A 15074-nucleotide genomic window follows, 5' to 3' on the forward strand; every position below is an offset into this window, starting at 1 on the left:
TGTGTTTGCGATCGCACTGAAACCCCATCAACAATATAAAACCTACGTCCTATCTGACCCGGCTACCCAGTCGAGCCTAGAAGTTGTACCCGAACGGGGCGGAATCATTACCCGTTGGCAAGTCGAGGATCAGGATTTACTGTATTTAGATAGTGAACGGTTTGCTAATCCTGAGTTAACGGTACGGGGCGGAATCCCGATTTTATTCCCCATTTGTGGGAATTTACCCGATGATACCTACACCTATCAGGGTCAAAAGTATACCCTCAAACAACATGGTTTTGCTCGAAATTTGCCCTGGACAGTAGCACAACAGGCGACAAATCAGGGGGCTGCGATTACCTTGGTCTTGACAAGTAATCCCCAAACCCGTTCCGTTTATCCCTTTGATTTTGAAGTGGAGTTTACCTATACCCTCAAAGGTAACTCTTTACAAATTTTCCAACGTTATACGAACCTCTGCGGGACAACCGATAGTCTACCCGCCCAGACCATGCCCTTTTCCACGGGGTTACATCCTTATTTCCTAGCGGGAGATAAGGAGCAATTGGCTTTTGAAATTCCAGCGATGCAGTATCGAGATCAACGTAACCAGAAAAACCATTTGTTTACGGGGCGCTTTGATCCCTTGGAGGAGGAAATAGACGGGCTGTTTAATCCCTTAACTGGGTTAGCTACCACCACCATTGATCACAGTCGTCGCTCTAAAATTATTATGGGCTATAGTTATGCCTATTCTAGTGTGGTCTATTGGACAGTCAAGGGCAAAGATTACTATTGTTTGGAACCTTGGACAGCCCCTCGCAATGCGATGAATACGGGAAAATTATTGACCTATCTCAAGCCCGGAGCCAGTTGTGAGATGGTCGTCCACCTGAGTGCAACATTTTTTTGAGAAACCCCTTGCCAACCCCAAAGTGTTGTGTTACTATTAGAAACTGTGCGTGAGAAAAAGAAAAACGCGCGGGTCGCTAACTCAATGGTAGAGTACTCGGCTTTTAACCGATTTGTTCCGGGTTCGAGCCCCGGGCGACCCATAAAAGATTTACCAGTCATGCCATTCATCAACCAACAGTGAATGACATGACTGATAATGACTTATGTTCAGCATTCGCAGTATATGATTTTTTAATGTTCTCGTTGCAAATTGCATTGACGATGCACTAAACGAGCATTTTCTGGAATAGTTTTACCGCCTCGCCAGTAATGTTTTTCATGATCGAGAGCAGCATCATTAATTAAGGTAATGCGCTGATTACAAATTTTGCAAGTTGGGTCTTGTCGATAAATTTCTTCTTTCAACTGGCGGGAAAATACTCGTTGCGAGTCATTAGGATATGTAACCTTCATCACTTCAGCTAATCGTTGTTTCCACGTTGAAAATGAGTAATCAATTCTTTGAATATCTCCCGTTGAAGTTTTAACGCAATCCACCCATTTTTCATCTGTACTAATTAAATCTAAATATTCCTCATAAATTAGATCAGAAGCACGGGTTAAAGCACCTAAATCATAATCGGCGAATGAAACAGTAAGAACTTGAAAAATAGAAGCATTAAGCTGTGTTGACCAACTTCCTCTTTCTGTTCTTAATCGAAAGGCTTGAATTCCGAAAATAGTATAAGCTGCTTTCATTGATTTTTTAAAAGTCTCTCTAAATTCGTTAAGTTTGTCTGCGCCTGGATTTCGATAAGCTTGTAGAAACTCATTTAAAAAATTCTTCATTCCTTTTCGAGCATTCCTATAATTCATTTGCAAGAAAGCCAAGTATCGTAAAACTAAACCTCGATCTTTCATACGTTTATCCAAATTTCTTTGATTAACACAAGCTAAAAATTCATCTGATTTGGCGAGTTCTCGAATTAAGTCATTTAATTGACCTCGATAAAGACAATTCCTAATTTCCATATCATTCAGAACAATACCACCTGTATTCAAACGTTCAAAAATTAAAAATTTTAGGTTTTTGTCTGTATCCTTGGGCAGTTCAAAGGCTCTCATGGTACAATCTTCTAAATGATTTTGATATTCTGGAGGAAGTTGATTAAACTTACGCCCATTAAATTGCCGTAAGCTTTCTAATCCTTTAAGCTCGTATTTATTATCAAAAAAATTAAAAATAGATGTTAACCTTTGTAACCCATCAATAACTTCACGGGCTCCTTCTTCATTAAATGCTAAATAAATAACGGGAACAGGTAAACCAATTAAAAATGATTCAATTAATCGAGACGCTTTTTTTAAGTCCCAAACATATTCCCGTTGCCATTCAGGATCAACAATTAACCGTCCTTTTTTATACCATTTATGATATTCTGACAAACTGCGATCGCTTTTATCTAAAGATACACTTTGAGGTTCTACAACAATATCTCCTTCCTCATTGCCCTCAACATCAACTTCTTCAGATTGACGAGATGGTATTATAGATTCAATCCCATTAATTAATTGTTTCACTCTTTCCCATTGACCAAGCGTAACTGCATAGTTTGTTGATTGAGGTTGTCGAATCACCATCAATTCTTTTAAAATATCGTCTTCTTTAACTTGGTTTCTGAGAATTGGATTATTAACCAATTTATTTGTAAACTGAATAATAGCAAAATTTAAGTTTTTATCTTTACTTCTTCTGTCCTGATCAAGCCAGTAATCTTCATCAGGAAAATTATTGATCGCTTGAGGGAGTTCAAGGATTTTTGCTATAGCATAAATTCCTGAATCTTGGCCCGATATCCAAATTAATACACCATCACCAACAGACATTTGATTAGCAAATCGATTGACTAACCAAGGCATTTGTTCTAAATCTTGGATAGCATCAAGGATTCTGTAATATTTAGGGTTACTTTGAAATAGCCAATAAGCCATTGACTGCTCCTCTTATTTTTTATATTTTTATATTTTATATTAATCAGAGTCAGCCCTTTAGGGCTTAATATTATGGTATGATGATGAGCGATCGCAGAATTCCCAAAAGCCAACAGCGATACTTGACAAAATTAACATTATGTGATAAACGAAAGTTCAAAACCGATACGAGGCAACAAGATCAATTGTTGTGAGCTTTTCTGGGCTTAATTTAGAGTATTTGAAGTTCCTTACCTCTAGCCGTGGGATTGAAGCCCTGAAGGGCTTACTACGGTTTTGAAGCCCTGAAAAGCTGACTTCCATGCTGGCTCACCAAATTTGACAAATTTCTGATCCGATCCACCGGAAATTACCAAATTGTCTTAATATTGTTTTAATTAGGACGATCTCGGAACCAATTTACAAAACAACAACTTAGGAGGCAATTTTATGGCGCTCGTACCCATGCGGCTTTTGCTAGATCATGCGGCTGAAAACGATTATGGACTTCCTGCATACAATGTGAATAACATGGAGCAGATCCAAGCCATTATGCAGGCTGCGGAAGAAACTAATAGCCCTGTGATTTTGCAAGCTTCTCGCGGCGCTCGTCAATATGCGGGCGAAAGCTTCCTACGCCACCTGATTTTAGCGGCGGTGGAAACCTATCCCCACATCCCCATTGCCATGCACCAAGATCACGGCAACTCTCCCGCCACCTGCTATTCGGCGATGCGTCATGGCTTTACTAGCGTGATGATGGATGGTTCCCTCAAAGCCGATGGTAAAACCCCCGCCAACCTTGAATATAACGTGGCTGTCACCTTAGAAGTGGTGAAAGTGGCTCACTCCATTGGTGTTAGCGTTGAAGGCGAACTAGGTTGTTTAGGTTCCCTGGAAACCATGCAAGGTGACAAAGAAGATGGTCACGGTGCAGAAGGGAAATTAACCATGGAACAGTTGTTAACTGACCCTGACGAAGCTGTTGAGTTCGTGGAACGTACCCAAGTAGACGCTTTAGCGATCGCCATTGGCACCAGTCACGGAGCTTACAAATTCACCCGGAAACCGACTGGTGAAATTTTGGCAATTAGTCGCATTGAAGAAATTCACCGTCGTTTACCGAATACTCACTTAGTGATGCACGGTTCTTCTTCTGTTCCTGAAAATTTGTTAGAAATCATCAACAAATACGGTGGTCAAATCCCTGAAACCTATGGGGTTCCTGTGGAAGAAATCCAAAAAGGAATTAAGAGCGGTGTTCGGAAAGTTAATATTGATACTGACAACCGTTTAGCGATTACCGCAGCCTTCCGAGAAGCGGCTTTCTCAGATCCTTCTAACTTTGATCCCCGTCACTTCCTGAAACCTTCTATCAAATATATGAAGCAAGTTTGTGCGGATCGTTATAATCAATTCGGTTCTGCGGGTAATGCAGATAAGATCAAAGTTCAAACTTTAGATGAGTTTGCAGCTAAGTACGCTAAAGGTGAATTGAGTGCTACTACTAAAACGGCTGTGGCAGTTTAATTAATCGGCCCTGATTTTAGCTTTAAATCATCTAAGTTGATGAATTGAAAGCCTGGTTTCTTAAAAAAGAGGCCAGGTTTTTCCTTGTAGTAAGCGCTTCAGGGCTTAATTTTGATTTGAAACTCAGTGATTAAGATTTCCGTCCTGGCAAAAAAAGGGGGATTTCAAAATCAACTTTGCAAGATAGCATAGGAGGGGAAGTTTTAATATAGCAACCGCCAAGGCAGTTAAGACACCAGACGGATATTGGAACCCAGACGGTAAAGTGTTTTCCCCCTGGCCGTGCACGGGGGGTTTGGGGGGCTGTTCCGGTGTTCCGCTGTTCCCTGCTATATCGCTAAAAATTAACCTTTGGAGCAACTGACGGGTGTAATATATGGGGCAAAAGCTCAGACAATCAATGGAGCTAAAGCGAGGAGTGCCAATTGCTATAATAGCTTTGATAGCATTGGGAGTTATTGCTTATCTTGCTCACAGTTTTTCGGTATCCAAAGTATTGATACCGATTGTTTCCGTATTAGTGGCTTTTTTCAGTTCTCTAATGGCGTTAATTTATTATCAAAATCTGCAACAGTTAAAACAAAAAAATGCTTCCTTAGAGGCACTATTACAAACTACGAAAGAACGGTTTTTACTAGAAAAACATGATCTAGGAAAACAACTGAAAACAACGGTTGAAAAATATAGCAATCTTGAATCTAAAAATAAAGTTTTGCAGGAGATGAATCATCGAAAAGATGATTTTCTGAGGCAAACATCCCATGAGTTAAGAACTCCGATGAATGGGATTATTGGTTCCTTACAACTCCTATTGGATGATTTATGTGATGATCGAGATGAAGAACTGGAGCTTTTAAAACAAGCCCATGATTCTTCCCTGCATCTATTAACGTTAATTAATCAGGTTTTAGACTTAGCTCGAATTGAAGAAGGTAGAATTTCTTTTGATATTAAAACTATTGATTTACAGGCGTGTTTAACGGCCGCTCTTTACCTACAATTTTCTAATATTCGTCAAAAAGGATTACGACTCTATAAACAGGATTATTCCCACCGAATTAATGTCAAAGCTGACCCCACAAAACTTAAGCAAATTTTCATTAATATTATTGGGAATGCCATTAAATTTACAGACCGAGGCAGTATTTCAATTAGTACAGAAATTCGTCATGGTAATCATCCTCAAACACAAGAGAGTGAAGAAATAGCTGTGATTACGATTAAGGATACGGGAATTGGGATTTCACCTCACATTCAAGAAAAACTATTTCAACCCTTTGTGGTGGAAGATGAATCTCGACTCCACACCCTAGGAAGTACCGGATTGGGATTAGCAATTTCAAAAAATTTAGTCGAAATGATGGGAGGTAGAATTCAATTAGTTAGTCCAGGGAAGAATCAAGGAACCATCATTGAAATCTTTTTACCCTTAAGTGATGGAGAAACCTACAATTCATATTTAAACGAATAAACTAACCTCAAGGAGTCGGGAAAAAGAGAAAGGAAGATGTTAATAATTGTTGGGGTTGAATATTTTCTAAAAAGCCAATAATTTGACCTGTGCCTTGAACTTCAATTAAAGTTCCACCGCCAAGGGTACGTTCAATACTAGGAAATACCCCTCGCACAGCTTCTGGGGGAATGGAGGTTAAACGCAACTGAGCAAAAGAAGGAACTCCACTAACAATAATTAGATCTTCTCCGGGGGTAAAATCCGTAATTATATCTGCATTAGTGGGAATAAAATTGGATGAAGAACCTGTATTTTCGGGAGGAAAAGCACGAACCGAAAAGTTGTCAATCCCAAATCCTCCGGTTAACTGATTTATCCCTTTATCTCCGGCCAGATAATCATTTCCTCCTCCGCCCAAAAGGGTATCATTTCCCTGTCCTCCATAAACAGAATCATTCCCATCTCCGCTATTAATATAATCCGCACCTAAATTTCCTTGAATAATATCATTGCCATTTAAACCGATTAAAGAATCGTTTCCTTTCCCTCCAAATAAACTATCATCTCCAGCACCTCCCGATAGGGTATCCTGCTCCTCTAAACCATAAATGGCAAAGTTAAACGGGGCAAGAAACGGAGAGACTTGAATATAATCTGGGCCACTTGTGCCAATATATTGACCCTTTCTATTGACATCTTTTTGGGTAATCGTAATAATATTAACCCCCACTAGGGAAGTTGTAGTCCCTGTGGACATTGGCACAGGTTGTGAAACAGATAGAGATGAAAAATCTGGTTGCATTGTCATAAATCGACTCTCCCTAAAACATTAGGGCAAAGGAAATCACTGGGTTTCAAAAGCAATAACATCTTACGGTGATTGATCCTACCCTGGATTGGGGGCGATCTCGACGAGAAAATGAAAATTTTTCATGATTGACCCTGAAATTCTGCCCATAACAGTTAAGATTTAAGGAATAGTCGGGACTCGCTTTTGCCAATGAATCCAGAATCCACGCTCAATCAGCTTAAATCATCCCTTGGGGATGGTCAAATGCCTTCTAGTTACGGTGTTTACTTCAAAAATACCCTAGTTGCCCTGTGTCATGCCCTCGAAGATCACATTTTACAAAATAGTGATGCCACACCGGATCAACAACCTCTAGTATTAGTCACATTTCAGGAGGGAAAATGGTATCTTCAAGAAGCCGAACGGTATTTTGATATGGTTCAATCTTGTCGCCATGTTGTGATTAGTGCCGTTGCGGATAGTGGATTTTTGACCCATCGCACCGGGCAATTAGAGAATGTTTCTTTAATTAATTTAGACCCTTCTGATAGTTTAGTGATGGAGTGGAATTTAATTATTTTAGCTCCGAGCTATACCACTATGGTATTGTGCCATGAATTGATGTTGGAAGAATATCCGGCTCATAGTCAACCCACTATTGATACTGAACGAAAGTTTTATGGATTATGGACATTTGATCAGAAATTAGTTCGGAAAGCTGCTGAAATTTTAATTGAGCGTTTTCGACCATATAATCCCGAATTAGCAGATAATTTATTGGCACAACATCAGCAAATTGTAGCTACACCTTATCACCAGATTCCTGATTTAACCAGCGTGGTTTCTCGGATTGTTAGTTATTTACAATCTTCTCAACAAGAATTAATTACCGTTAACCGCCAAACCCGGGAATTATGGGAATTAGAAGGGCAAGCCAAACGAGTCAGCCGGAATATTAGTGGCAATAAATTACAGGCGTTTTTAAGAATGGCACAACGGGTGGATGAACGAGATCACGATAACCCCTGTGCTTCCTTACAAGTAGCAGCTTTATCAGAAACCATTGGTCAAATTTTAGATTTGCCTACGGTGACTTTAAGGCGGTTACGGTTAGCGGGATTATTATATAGAATTGGGTTAGCATCAGCACCGGATGAGGTGTTTAATCAAACCCCGGAAGAAATGGATGATGCCACGAAAAGGTTTTGGTCAGAACGGACATTAATTGGGGCTAGATTATTGGAATCTATGCCAGAATTATCGGAAGTTCGGGATGTCGTGTATTATTATTTAGAACATTGGGACGGCACGGGCAAACCCAATGGTTTAAAAGGAGAAGAAATTGATATTAAATCCCGAATTTTAGCCGTTGTAGCTTATTTTCAAGCCTTTATTCAACGCCGTGGTAAACGTCCGGCTTTGGGTTTAAGTGAAGCGCTAGAAAAATGTCAGGAGTTGAGTGGAACTCGGTTTGATCCAGCCATAATTGAATCTTTAAAAACCGTTGTAAAATTAACGGAAATAGGGTTGATGCAATTGCCAACTCAACCCTGTCAATTACCGAATATTTGGTTAGAGGAGGAGTTAACTTCTAAATCTAAACATCAAAAAGAATCTACAATTTAAGTTGTTTCAATCATCATTGATTATGACTATGACTCGCACATTATCGGTTGATTTTAATGCCATTAAACAAGGAAATATTAAAGACCTGACTAATATGAATTTATCCGGTATTGATTTGTCCGGTATTGATTTGTCCGGGGCTAATTTGTCCGGTGCTAATTTATCCGGGGCTAATTTATCCGGGGCTAATTTACAAGGAGCGCAACTCCGAGCTAATTTAAGAGGGGCTGATTTATCCGGGGCTAATTTATCTGGGGCTGACTTGAGAAATGCTGATTTAAGGGGGGCTATTCTATTCGATGTTGAGGTAAAAGAAGCGAGTTTTGCTGGAGCTTTTTTAACCGGGGCCACCTGTGGAAATTTGGATTTAAGTGGTATTGATTTAAGGGGTGCAGATTTACGCGGTGTTAATTTATCCCAAGGAATTTTATATCAAGCGGATTTAAGAAATACTAATTTATCCGGTGCAGATTTATCTCAAGCTGATTTAGAAGAAGCTAATTTATCCGGCGCGGTGTTGCGAGGAACAAATTTAGAACGGGCTAATTTACTATGTGCAATTCTGGAACAAACCTTATTTCTAGGTGTGGTTTTAGATGGCGCTTGTCTGGAAGGAACAGAGTTAGGGAATTGTTGATGGTTTCTAGTTTAAGTTGGTCTAAAATTTGTTATATCATGCTTTCACCTATGCACTTGTGGACACTGTTTCTGTTAACATATTAGCTGCAAGGAAGTTGGCCTAATATGTACAGGATTGAGTTTCATGGTAGATAAACGTCGTGGGTTGATTAGTGTAGTTTTGGTTTTAGCGGTGATTGCCTTTGTGGGATTTTCTATGGGGCCACTGATTAGTGGGATTGTCCAGAACAATCAGTCGAAACAACAACCGACTCCCACTCCCACACAATCGGCTCAAACGGGTAAACAATCCGATTTACAAGCACAAGCCCGGGGTTATGAGTTAGTATTGCAGCGAGAACCCGATAACGAAACGGCTTTGAAGGGTTTATTACAAGCCAGGTTAGAACTAATTCGGTTTAAGCAAGCCGAAATGAAGGATGTGATTGAACCTTTAGAGAAACTGGCAAAAAAACACCCTGAAGATACACGCTACAGTGTTTTATTGGCACAGGCGAAAGCCTATACCGGAGATCAAGAAGGAGCGGCTCAAACCTATCGTACTGTTTTAGCCAGTCAACCCGGAGATATTCAAGCCTTACAAGGTTTAGCAAATTTATTCCTACAACAAAAACGTCCAGAAGCGGCAATTGGATTATTACAGGATACCCTGAAATCGGCTGCAAATGCGAATCAAACTGTACCCAATACGATTGATGAAATGTCGGTGCAGTTAATTTTGGGACAGGTTTATGCAGAGGATAAACGCTATGATGAGGCGATCGCTATTTATGATGAAGCGATCAAAAATGATGAGAAAGATTTTCGTCCAGTTTTTGCCAAAGCTCTAGTTTTAAAAGAACAGGGAAATGCGGGAGAAGCGGAACCTTTATTCGCTAAAGCGGTGGATTTAGCCCCAGCAGTTTATAAAGATCAAATTCAAAAACAAGCTGGTAGTAGTATAGCTCCAGCTAAGTCTGTTAAACCCGGTTCTCCTAATGCTTTGGAAACTAAACCGGAAGCTAATTCTGCACCCAAAAAATCGGCCGAGTAAACTGGTGGCTTTCTCCTGCAAAATCTAGTTATATTCCCTAGAATATAGTTAGGGAAACGTTAATTTTTTCAATCTAATTATGAACTTGAAACGTCTAGGCCATGTTGCTATTTGTGTGAATGATATCGACTCATCCGCAGCGTTTTATCAAAACTTAGGGATGGATTTGGTTTGGAAGGATACGGACTGGGCTTATTTAAAAGCGGGTGAGGATGGATTAGCTTTACTGAGTCCGGGTTATGATCAAGCTGGCCCTCACTTTGGTTTTGTATTTAGCGATCGCACCGAGATGGAAAGTGCCTATCATAGCTTAAAGGCTCAAGGGATTCCGGTGACAACAATTCATGAACATCGGGATGGTACGGCTTCCTTTTATGGGCGAGATCTTGACGGAAATGGCTTTGAATACCTGTATGAACCCATTAAATGAGTTAAGGGCGTTTTAACTAAAAACTATGTTTCAAAAAATTCGATGGGGAAGTCGCCGGAGTTCAATGTTTTATACTCGGGTTGAGGTAGATTTGTGGCTGATGGGAGCCTGTCTTCTTCTCACCGTATTTGCAGGAATTATGATCCGCAGTGTGGAGTTAAATCAAGGTTTAACTGATTGGTGGCAACATTGGGTGACGGGAGCGATTGGTTTAACTTTAGCTTTGATTTTTTCCCGTTGTCGTTATGAACGTCTGATTCAGTGGAAATGGGTGATTTATGGAATCACAAATTTATCGTTGGTTGCGGTACAAATTATTGGGACAACGGCATTAGGGGCGCAACGATGGATTAATATTGCGGGTTTTCATGTCCAACCCTCGGAGTTTGCTAAGGTCGGAATTATTATTACTTTAGCAGCCCTACTCCAAGAGTTAAAAAATCCAAATTTGAGGGATATGATTCGGATTTTAGCGATCGCTGCTGTTCCTTGGGGGCTGGTTTTTATTGAACCTAACTTGGGAACTTCTTTAGTGTTTGGTGCGATTACTTTAGGGATGATGTATTGGGGTAATATTCATCCTGGTTGGTTGATTTTGCTCCTTTCTCCAGTGATCACTGCAATTATTTTTAATGTCTATCTTCCGGCGGGAATTGTTTGGGTTGTATTAATGGGTTTTGTCGGTTGGTGGAGTCTCCCTTGGCGATGGCTGACTGGCCCTTTAGCTCTATTAGTGAATTTAGGAGCCGGAGAGTTAAGCCATATTCTCTGGAATGTGTTGCAAGACTATCAAAAAATGCGACTGATTGGGTTTTTGAATCCTGAACAAGATCCCTTGGGGAGTGGTTATCATTTAATTCAGTCTCGAATTGCCATTGGTGCGGGACAATTATATGGACGGGGACTTAATCATGGGACTCAAACTCAATTGAATTTTATTCCTGAACAACATACGGATTTTATCTTTTCCGCCATCGGTGAGGAGTTGGGTTTGATCGGTTGCATTGCAGTATTAGCTATTTTTTGGTTTATCTGTTTACGTCTAGTGATTATTGCCCAAACTGCTAAGGATTCTTTTGGATCTTTAATTGCTATTGGAGTCCTTTGTATGTTATTGTTTCAGGTGTTTGTTAACATTGGGATGAATATTGGCATAGCACCAGTTACCGGAATTCCTCTACCTTTCTTAAGCTATGGTCGATCTTCATTACTGAGTAATTGGATAGCCATTGGGATTGTACAATCGGTGGCTAACTACCGGCAAAAGCTTAATCTTTAAGCAATTTTACCTTTAATACCTATAGGAAATATTGCCTTAACTTAACACTTTTTTTCTTAAAAAATCCATTCTTTCTTACTCTATGCGAAAAACATTACAAGTTTGTTTTCTGGTATTTATAATTGCCAACTTTACGGCTTTTGTAAATCTGAGTTTAGCCACACCTGAAACATTGATTGCCCAAAATGTTCAGTGTAAGCCCGATGGCAATACTTTAGAAATGCGAAAATGTGCCTCTGATCAATATCAAATCGCGGATCAAAAGCTGAATCAAACTTACCAAAAACTCATCGGTCAATTATCTCCCGAACGCAAAAAACGGTTAATTGAAGCCCAAAGAGCTTGGATTTCCTTTCGAGACAAAACCTGTAGTTTTGAATCGAGTCAAGTTTTAGGGGGTACAGCCGAACCTTTATTTTTAACCCTATGTTTAGCAAAAGTAACTCAGCAAAGGGTTCAAGATTTGCAAGACTATTTAGCTAAAATTAAGTAATGTCCAACAGTTTAGGGTTAAATTCCGAGATGAATCGAATGCGTAAGATTGTGCCTTCTCTTCTCGGCTTTTTTCTATTTTGTCTCTCGATTTGGGCCATTAGCCAAAAGCTGGAAAAATATTCTATAGATGATGTTTTGATTAGTCTATCTAATATTCCTAAAATTAATAGGCTGGGTGCAATTGCCCTAATGACAACCAGTTATTTAATGACCACAGCTTATGATATTTTAGCGTTTATTTATATCGGGTTTCCCCTGAATTATGTTAAAGTCGCCCTCGGTGCATTTACCAGTTATGCAATTAGTAATAATGTTGGTTTGTCCCTATTGACAGGGAGTGCCGTTCGTTATCGGTTATATTCAAAATGGCGTGTTCCTCCAGGTATAATTGCCCAGGTAATTGCCTTTACTAACTTAACATTTTGGTTAGGATTATTGGGAGTCTGTGGATTAGTTTTTCTGTTGACCCCCTTAAAGGTTCCCAGTATTTTAGATTTACCCTTTGTTTCAGTTCGTCCGGTGGGAATCATCTTTCTTCTCATCATTGGAGTCTATCTATTATGGGCAAGTTTTAATCATAAACCTGTCAAACTTGGAGAATTAGAATTAAACTTTCCTACCGTCAGTGTTTCACTGGCTTTAATTGCTTTTGCCTCCGTAGATTGGGGAGCCGCCGCCGGGGTTTTATATGTATTATTACCTGAAGGTAGCACCGCTTCTTATCTCAGTTGTTTTAGCATTTATTTATTAGCAATGACGGCTAGTATGGTTAGTAATATTCCAGGAGGTTTAGGGGTCTTTGAAACTGTGGTTTTAACCTTGGTTTCTTCTCAAGTAAATCCAGCTAATGTTTTAGGATCTTTATTAGCCTATCGTGCCATTTATTATCTACTTCCAATGATTGTCGCAACTATATTACTGGGAATTAATGAACTAAAAAAGCATCACTAAGCTGTTTAAAAGTTATCCGCTATAGGTGATTATGACGACGAAATTTGAACCCCCAATTTCTACTCAACGTACAGGTTTATCTCTCCTCGTCGCTAGAATTTTAGCTCTGATTGTTACGGCTAATTTTTGTTTAGTCGTTTTTGATTTAAGTTATATTAAACTTCGTCGATTTTATTTACAATGGAGTCAACATCAAGCCCAATCTGAAAATACACCTAAAAATCAATATTTGCAGCAAGTTGATCAACTTGAAAAAACAATTAATCAATTTGGAATTGAGTCTAAAGAAGTTAAGTTAGCATTAAAAAATATTCGTGAATCGAGTTTACAAATATTTATAGAAAATCCCCCATTTCGGGTTTTAAATTCCTATGGAACTTTAGTAGAAATTCAAAAACGCTTTCAGAACCATGTCAAAATTAATAATTTTCAGCAAGCCTTGGAAACCTTCTGGAGTCCTGATTTTTTCAATCAAAAACAATGGCAAAAAGAGTTAATTTTTTTCAATCAAAATATTAGATTTTTAATTTTATTTAATGAACCCAGTTTAACCTATGATATTATTAAAGGGATTGAACCCGATCGTATGACTCAAAGTTATTTAGTTAAAGTTTCCGAATTAAAAGTTTATTTAAAATACAATGAGTTAAATACCCCGAAAGCCGAAACTTTACTCAAAGATCTACGAGAATCAAGTGCTAAGATTATTGATCGGACTTATTTTTTACAATTAGAACATAATTTAGGGCCATTAACAGAAGCGAAATATCGCATGATTAATCATATCTATAGTCGAGATCCCAGGGTGACAACTCGGCTAACTCCTACCTTAAAATTTTTATATAAAATTAACCTATTAAATTTTTTAGCCCCGGAGTTAATTTGGGCTGATCGCTCCTCCAGACAGGCTTTTTATGTCTTTTGGAGTGTGGAAAATTTAGAAAAACAAGGATGGGAAAAAGAACTCAAATTTTTTGAAAATGATATTCAAAGTTTAATGGAGTCATTCTATTTTCGACAATTGAGTTTAAATGGTCAATTTGTGAATCGATTTTGGTTGATTGATTTACCTTGGATCAGCCTGTTTTTCTTAATCTTCTTAATGGAAATCTATGTTCTTCGTTCTCGCCAACCCCAACTAACACTAAGGGAGGCAATTTTAAAATTATGGTATTATGTATTTTTGTTAATTCCTAAATTATTATTTTTACGTTTTATTTCAGCCATTTATCACTTAAATCGAGCCAATTTTCCGAGTTTACAACCAACTATTGATTACCTAAAATTAAAAATAATCTATAGTTTTGCTCAGGAATTAGTTCAAGTTTTGGTGAATCAAGGGGTTGATAAAATTAAAGATTTTGTTAAACAAGGAAGCCTGAAAAAGTTAGTTAATCCTCCTTCTTCCTATCAATCTATTTCCTTAGAAGATATTGAACTCGAATCCCAGTCTCCCCCCGGAATTTCTAACCAAATTGTTGAAATTACAATTGCTAAAGTGTTACCCACAATTCGTCCTGAATTAGAAGCTTACCTACACTATCAAGTCACTAACTCGATTCAACAGTCTGCGATTTATAAAGGATTAAATAAAATTCCTTTGATCGGAAATTTTCCTCAACAAGTTGCTGATAGTTTTGTTAAAAAAATTGCAATTACCATTTCAGAAAGTCCTAAAAAATCCCTGGAAGCAGGAAAAAACAAACCTCCAGATTTTATCGCCATACAGTTACAAAAACGCCTGACACGACAGTTCGTAGATACATTAAGAATAGAATTACAAAAAGAACAAATTTTTGATGATGCCGAACTAATTTTAGTCAAGTGGTTAGAAGGGTTAAAATCCAATCAAGTTAAAGATTTAGAAGCTAAACAAATCATTAAAACAGTTAACATCGAAGACAATAAACAAATTTCTCCGAGTCCAGATTCATAAAATCAAGCGATGGCTTTTCCCCTGGAGAGGGACAAGTTTGACGGCCTGTCTTTTGACAAGGGGGA

At 38.7% G+C, this 15074-nt stretch carries 13 protein-coding genes and 1 tRNA gene; 12 read left to right on the top strand and 2 right to left on the bottom strand.

The window, feature by feature from the left end; translation table 11 throughout:
• Position 1: 1 nt before the first annotated feature.
• Both NMG88_RS20720 and NMG88_RS20725 read left to right on the top strand, forming a co-directional pair.
• On the top strand, positions 2-895 hold the full coding sequence (locus NMG88_RS20720; protein ID WP_042156452.1) for an aldose epimerase family protein: 894 nt from the start codon (positions 2-4) through the stop codon (positions 893-895).
• 70 nt (positions 896-965) lie between these two features.
• Positions 966-1037: transfer RNA gene (locus tag NMG88_RS20725), tRNA-Lys, on the top strand.
• A 91-nt stretch (positions 1038-1128) separates the two neighbouring features.
• Here the strand turns inward: NMG88_RS20725 and NMG88_RS20730 are convergent.
• A complete protein-coding gene (locus NMG88_RS20730) occupies positions 1129-2868 on the bottom strand; it encodes a GmrSD restriction endonuclease domain-containing protein (protein WP_227351285.1) in 1740 nt (579 codons plus the stop codon).
• A gap of 429 nt (positions 2869-3297) precedes the next feature.
• Here NMG88_RS20730 and fba point away from each other — a divergent pair, with 429 nt between their 5' ends.
• Positions 3298-4377 carry a class II fructose-bisphosphate aldolase gene (fba, locus tag NMG88_RS20735; RefSeq protein WP_026793361.1) on the top strand — a complete coding sequence of 360 codons (1080 nt, stop codon included), beginning with the start codon at positions 3298-3300 and terminating at the stop codon, positions 4375-4377.
• 376 nt (positions 4378-4753) lie between these two features.
• Complete coding sequence (locus NMG88_RS20740; RefSeq protein ID WP_087882223.1) at positions 4754-5848, top strand: sensor histidine kinase; 1095 nt, start codon at positions 4754-4756, stop codon at positions 5846-5848.
• Positions 5849-5855: 7 nt separating this feature from the next.
• Here NMG88_RS20740 and NMG88_RS20745 read toward each other — a convergent pair whose 3' ends face one another.
• A complete protein-coding gene (locus tag NMG88_RS20745) occupies positions 5856-6638 on the bottom strand; it encodes a calcium-binding protein (protein ID WP_051319792.1) in 783 nt (260 codons plus the stop codon).
• Between the two features lie 192 nt (positions 6639-6830).
• Between NMG88_RS20745 and NMG88_RS20750 the strand changes: the two genes are divergently transcribed.
• The 8 genes from NMG88_RS20750 to NMG88_RS20785 all read left to right on the top strand — a co-directional run bounded on the left by NMG88_RS20750 (position 6831) and on the right by NMG88_RS20785 (position 15009).
• Positions 6831-8246 carry an HD domain-containing phosphohydrolase gene (locus tag NMG88_RS20750; protein WP_235752009.1) on the top strand — a complete coding sequence of 472 codons (1416 nt, stop codon included), beginning with the start codon at positions 6831-6833 and terminating at the stop codon, positions 8244-8246.
• Between the two features lie 22 nt (positions 8247-8268).
• Complete coding sequence (locus NMG88_RS20755) at positions 8269-8883, top strand: pentapeptide repeat-containing protein (protein ID WP_026787597.1); 615 nt, start codon at positions 8269-8271, stop codon at positions 8881-8883.
• 126 nt (positions 8884-9009) lie between these two features.
• The gene (locus NMG88_RS20760; protein ID WP_042156465.1) at positions 9010-9918 is read left to right on the top strand and encodes a tetratricopeptide repeat protein; all 909 of its coding nucleotides are present in this window, start codon (positions 9010-9012) and stop codon (positions 9916-9918) included.
• A gap of 79 nt (positions 9919-9997) precedes the next feature.
• Positions 9998-10348: a VOC family protein gene (locus NMG88_RS20765; RefSeq protein ID WP_026787595.1), complete on the top strand. Its 351-nt coding sequence runs from the start codon at positions 9998-10000 to the stop codon at positions 10346-10348.
• Positions 10349-10373: 25 nt separating this feature from the next.
• A complete protein-coding gene (gene rodA, locus NMG88_RS20770) occupies positions 10374-11627 on the top strand; it encodes a rod shape-determining protein RodA (protein WP_026787594.1) in 1254 nt (417 codons plus the stop codon).
• A gap of 82 nt (positions 11628-11709) precedes the next feature.
• Positions 11710-12120 carry a lysozyme inhibitor LprI family protein gene (locus NMG88_RS20775; RefSeq protein WP_026787593.1) on the top strand — a complete coding sequence of 137 codons (411 nt, stop codon included), beginning with the start codon at positions 11710-11712 and terminating at the stop codon, positions 12118-12120.
• Positions 12120-13073, top strand: coding sequence for a lysylphosphatidylglycerol synthase domain-containing protein (locus NMG88_RS20780; RefSeq protein ID WP_201799587.1), 954 nt, complete (start codon positions 12120-12122; stop codon positions 13071-13073). The genes NMG88_RS20775 and NMG88_RS20780 overlap by 1 nt, the downstream gene beginning before the upstream one ends.
• A gap of 31 nt (positions 13074-13104) precedes the next feature.
• Complete coding sequence (locus tag NMG88_RS20785) at positions 13105-15009, top strand: hypothetical protein (RefSeq protein ID WP_227398112.1); 1905 nt, start codon at positions 13105-13107, stop codon at positions 15007-15009.
• Positions 15010-15074: the final 65 nt, after the last annotated feature.

This window comes from Planktothrix agardhii (assembly GCF_904830935.1).
Lineage (GTDB): Bacteria > Cyanobacteriota > Cyanobacteriia > Cyanobacteriales > Microcoleaceae > Planktothrix > Planktothrix agardhii.

Bases quoted from the DNA above. Each gene is read 5' to 3' on its own strand.
- NMG88_RS20755 (WP_026787597.1), top strand. From the start codon at position 8,269: ATGACTATGACTCGCACATTATCGGTTGATTTTAATGCCATTAAACAA.
- NMG88_RS20730 (WP_227351285.1), bottom strand. From the start codon at position 2,868: ATGGCTTATTGGCTATTTCAAAGTAACCCTAAATATTACAGAATCCTT.
- NMG88_RS20745 (WP_051319792.1), bottom strand. From the start codon at position 6,638: ATGACAATGCAACCAGATTTTTCATCTCTATCTGTTTCACAACCTGTG.
- NMG88_RS20740 (WP_087882223.1), top strand. From the start codon at position 4,754: ATGGGGCAAAAGCTCAGACAATCAATGGAGCTAAAGCGAGGAGTGCCA.
- NMG88_RS20785 (WP_227398112.1), top strand. From the start codon at position 13,105: ATGACGACGAAATTTGAACCCCCAATTTCTACTCAACGTACAGGTTTA.
- fba (WP_026793361.1), top strand. From the start codon at position 3,298: ATGGCGCTCGTACCCATGCGGCTTTTGCTAGATCATGCGGCTGAAAAC.
- NMG88_RS20750 (WP_235752009.1), top strand. From the start codon at position 6,831: ATGAATCCAGAATCCACGCTCAATCAGCTTAAATCATCCCTTGGGGAT.
- NMG88_RS20775 (WP_026787593.1), top strand. From the start codon at position 11,710: ATGCGAAAAACATTACAAGTTTGTTTTCTGGTATTTATAATTGCCAAC.
- rodA (WP_026787594.1), top strand. From the start codon at position 10,374: ATGTTTCAAAAAATTCGATGGGGAAGTCGCCGGAGTTCAATGTTTTAT.
- NMG88_RS20760 (WP_042156465.1), top strand. From the start codon at position 9,010: ATGGTAGATAAACGTCGTGGGTTGATTAGTGTAGTTTTGGTTTTAGCG.
- NMG88_RS20780 (WP_201799587.1), top strand. From the start codon at position 12,120: ATGTCCAACAGTTTAGGGTTAAATTCCGAGATGAATCGAATGCGTAAG.
- NMG88_RS20765 (WP_026787595.1), top strand. From the start codon at position 9,998: ATGAACTTGAAACGTCTAGGCCATGTTGCTATTTGTGTGAATGATATC.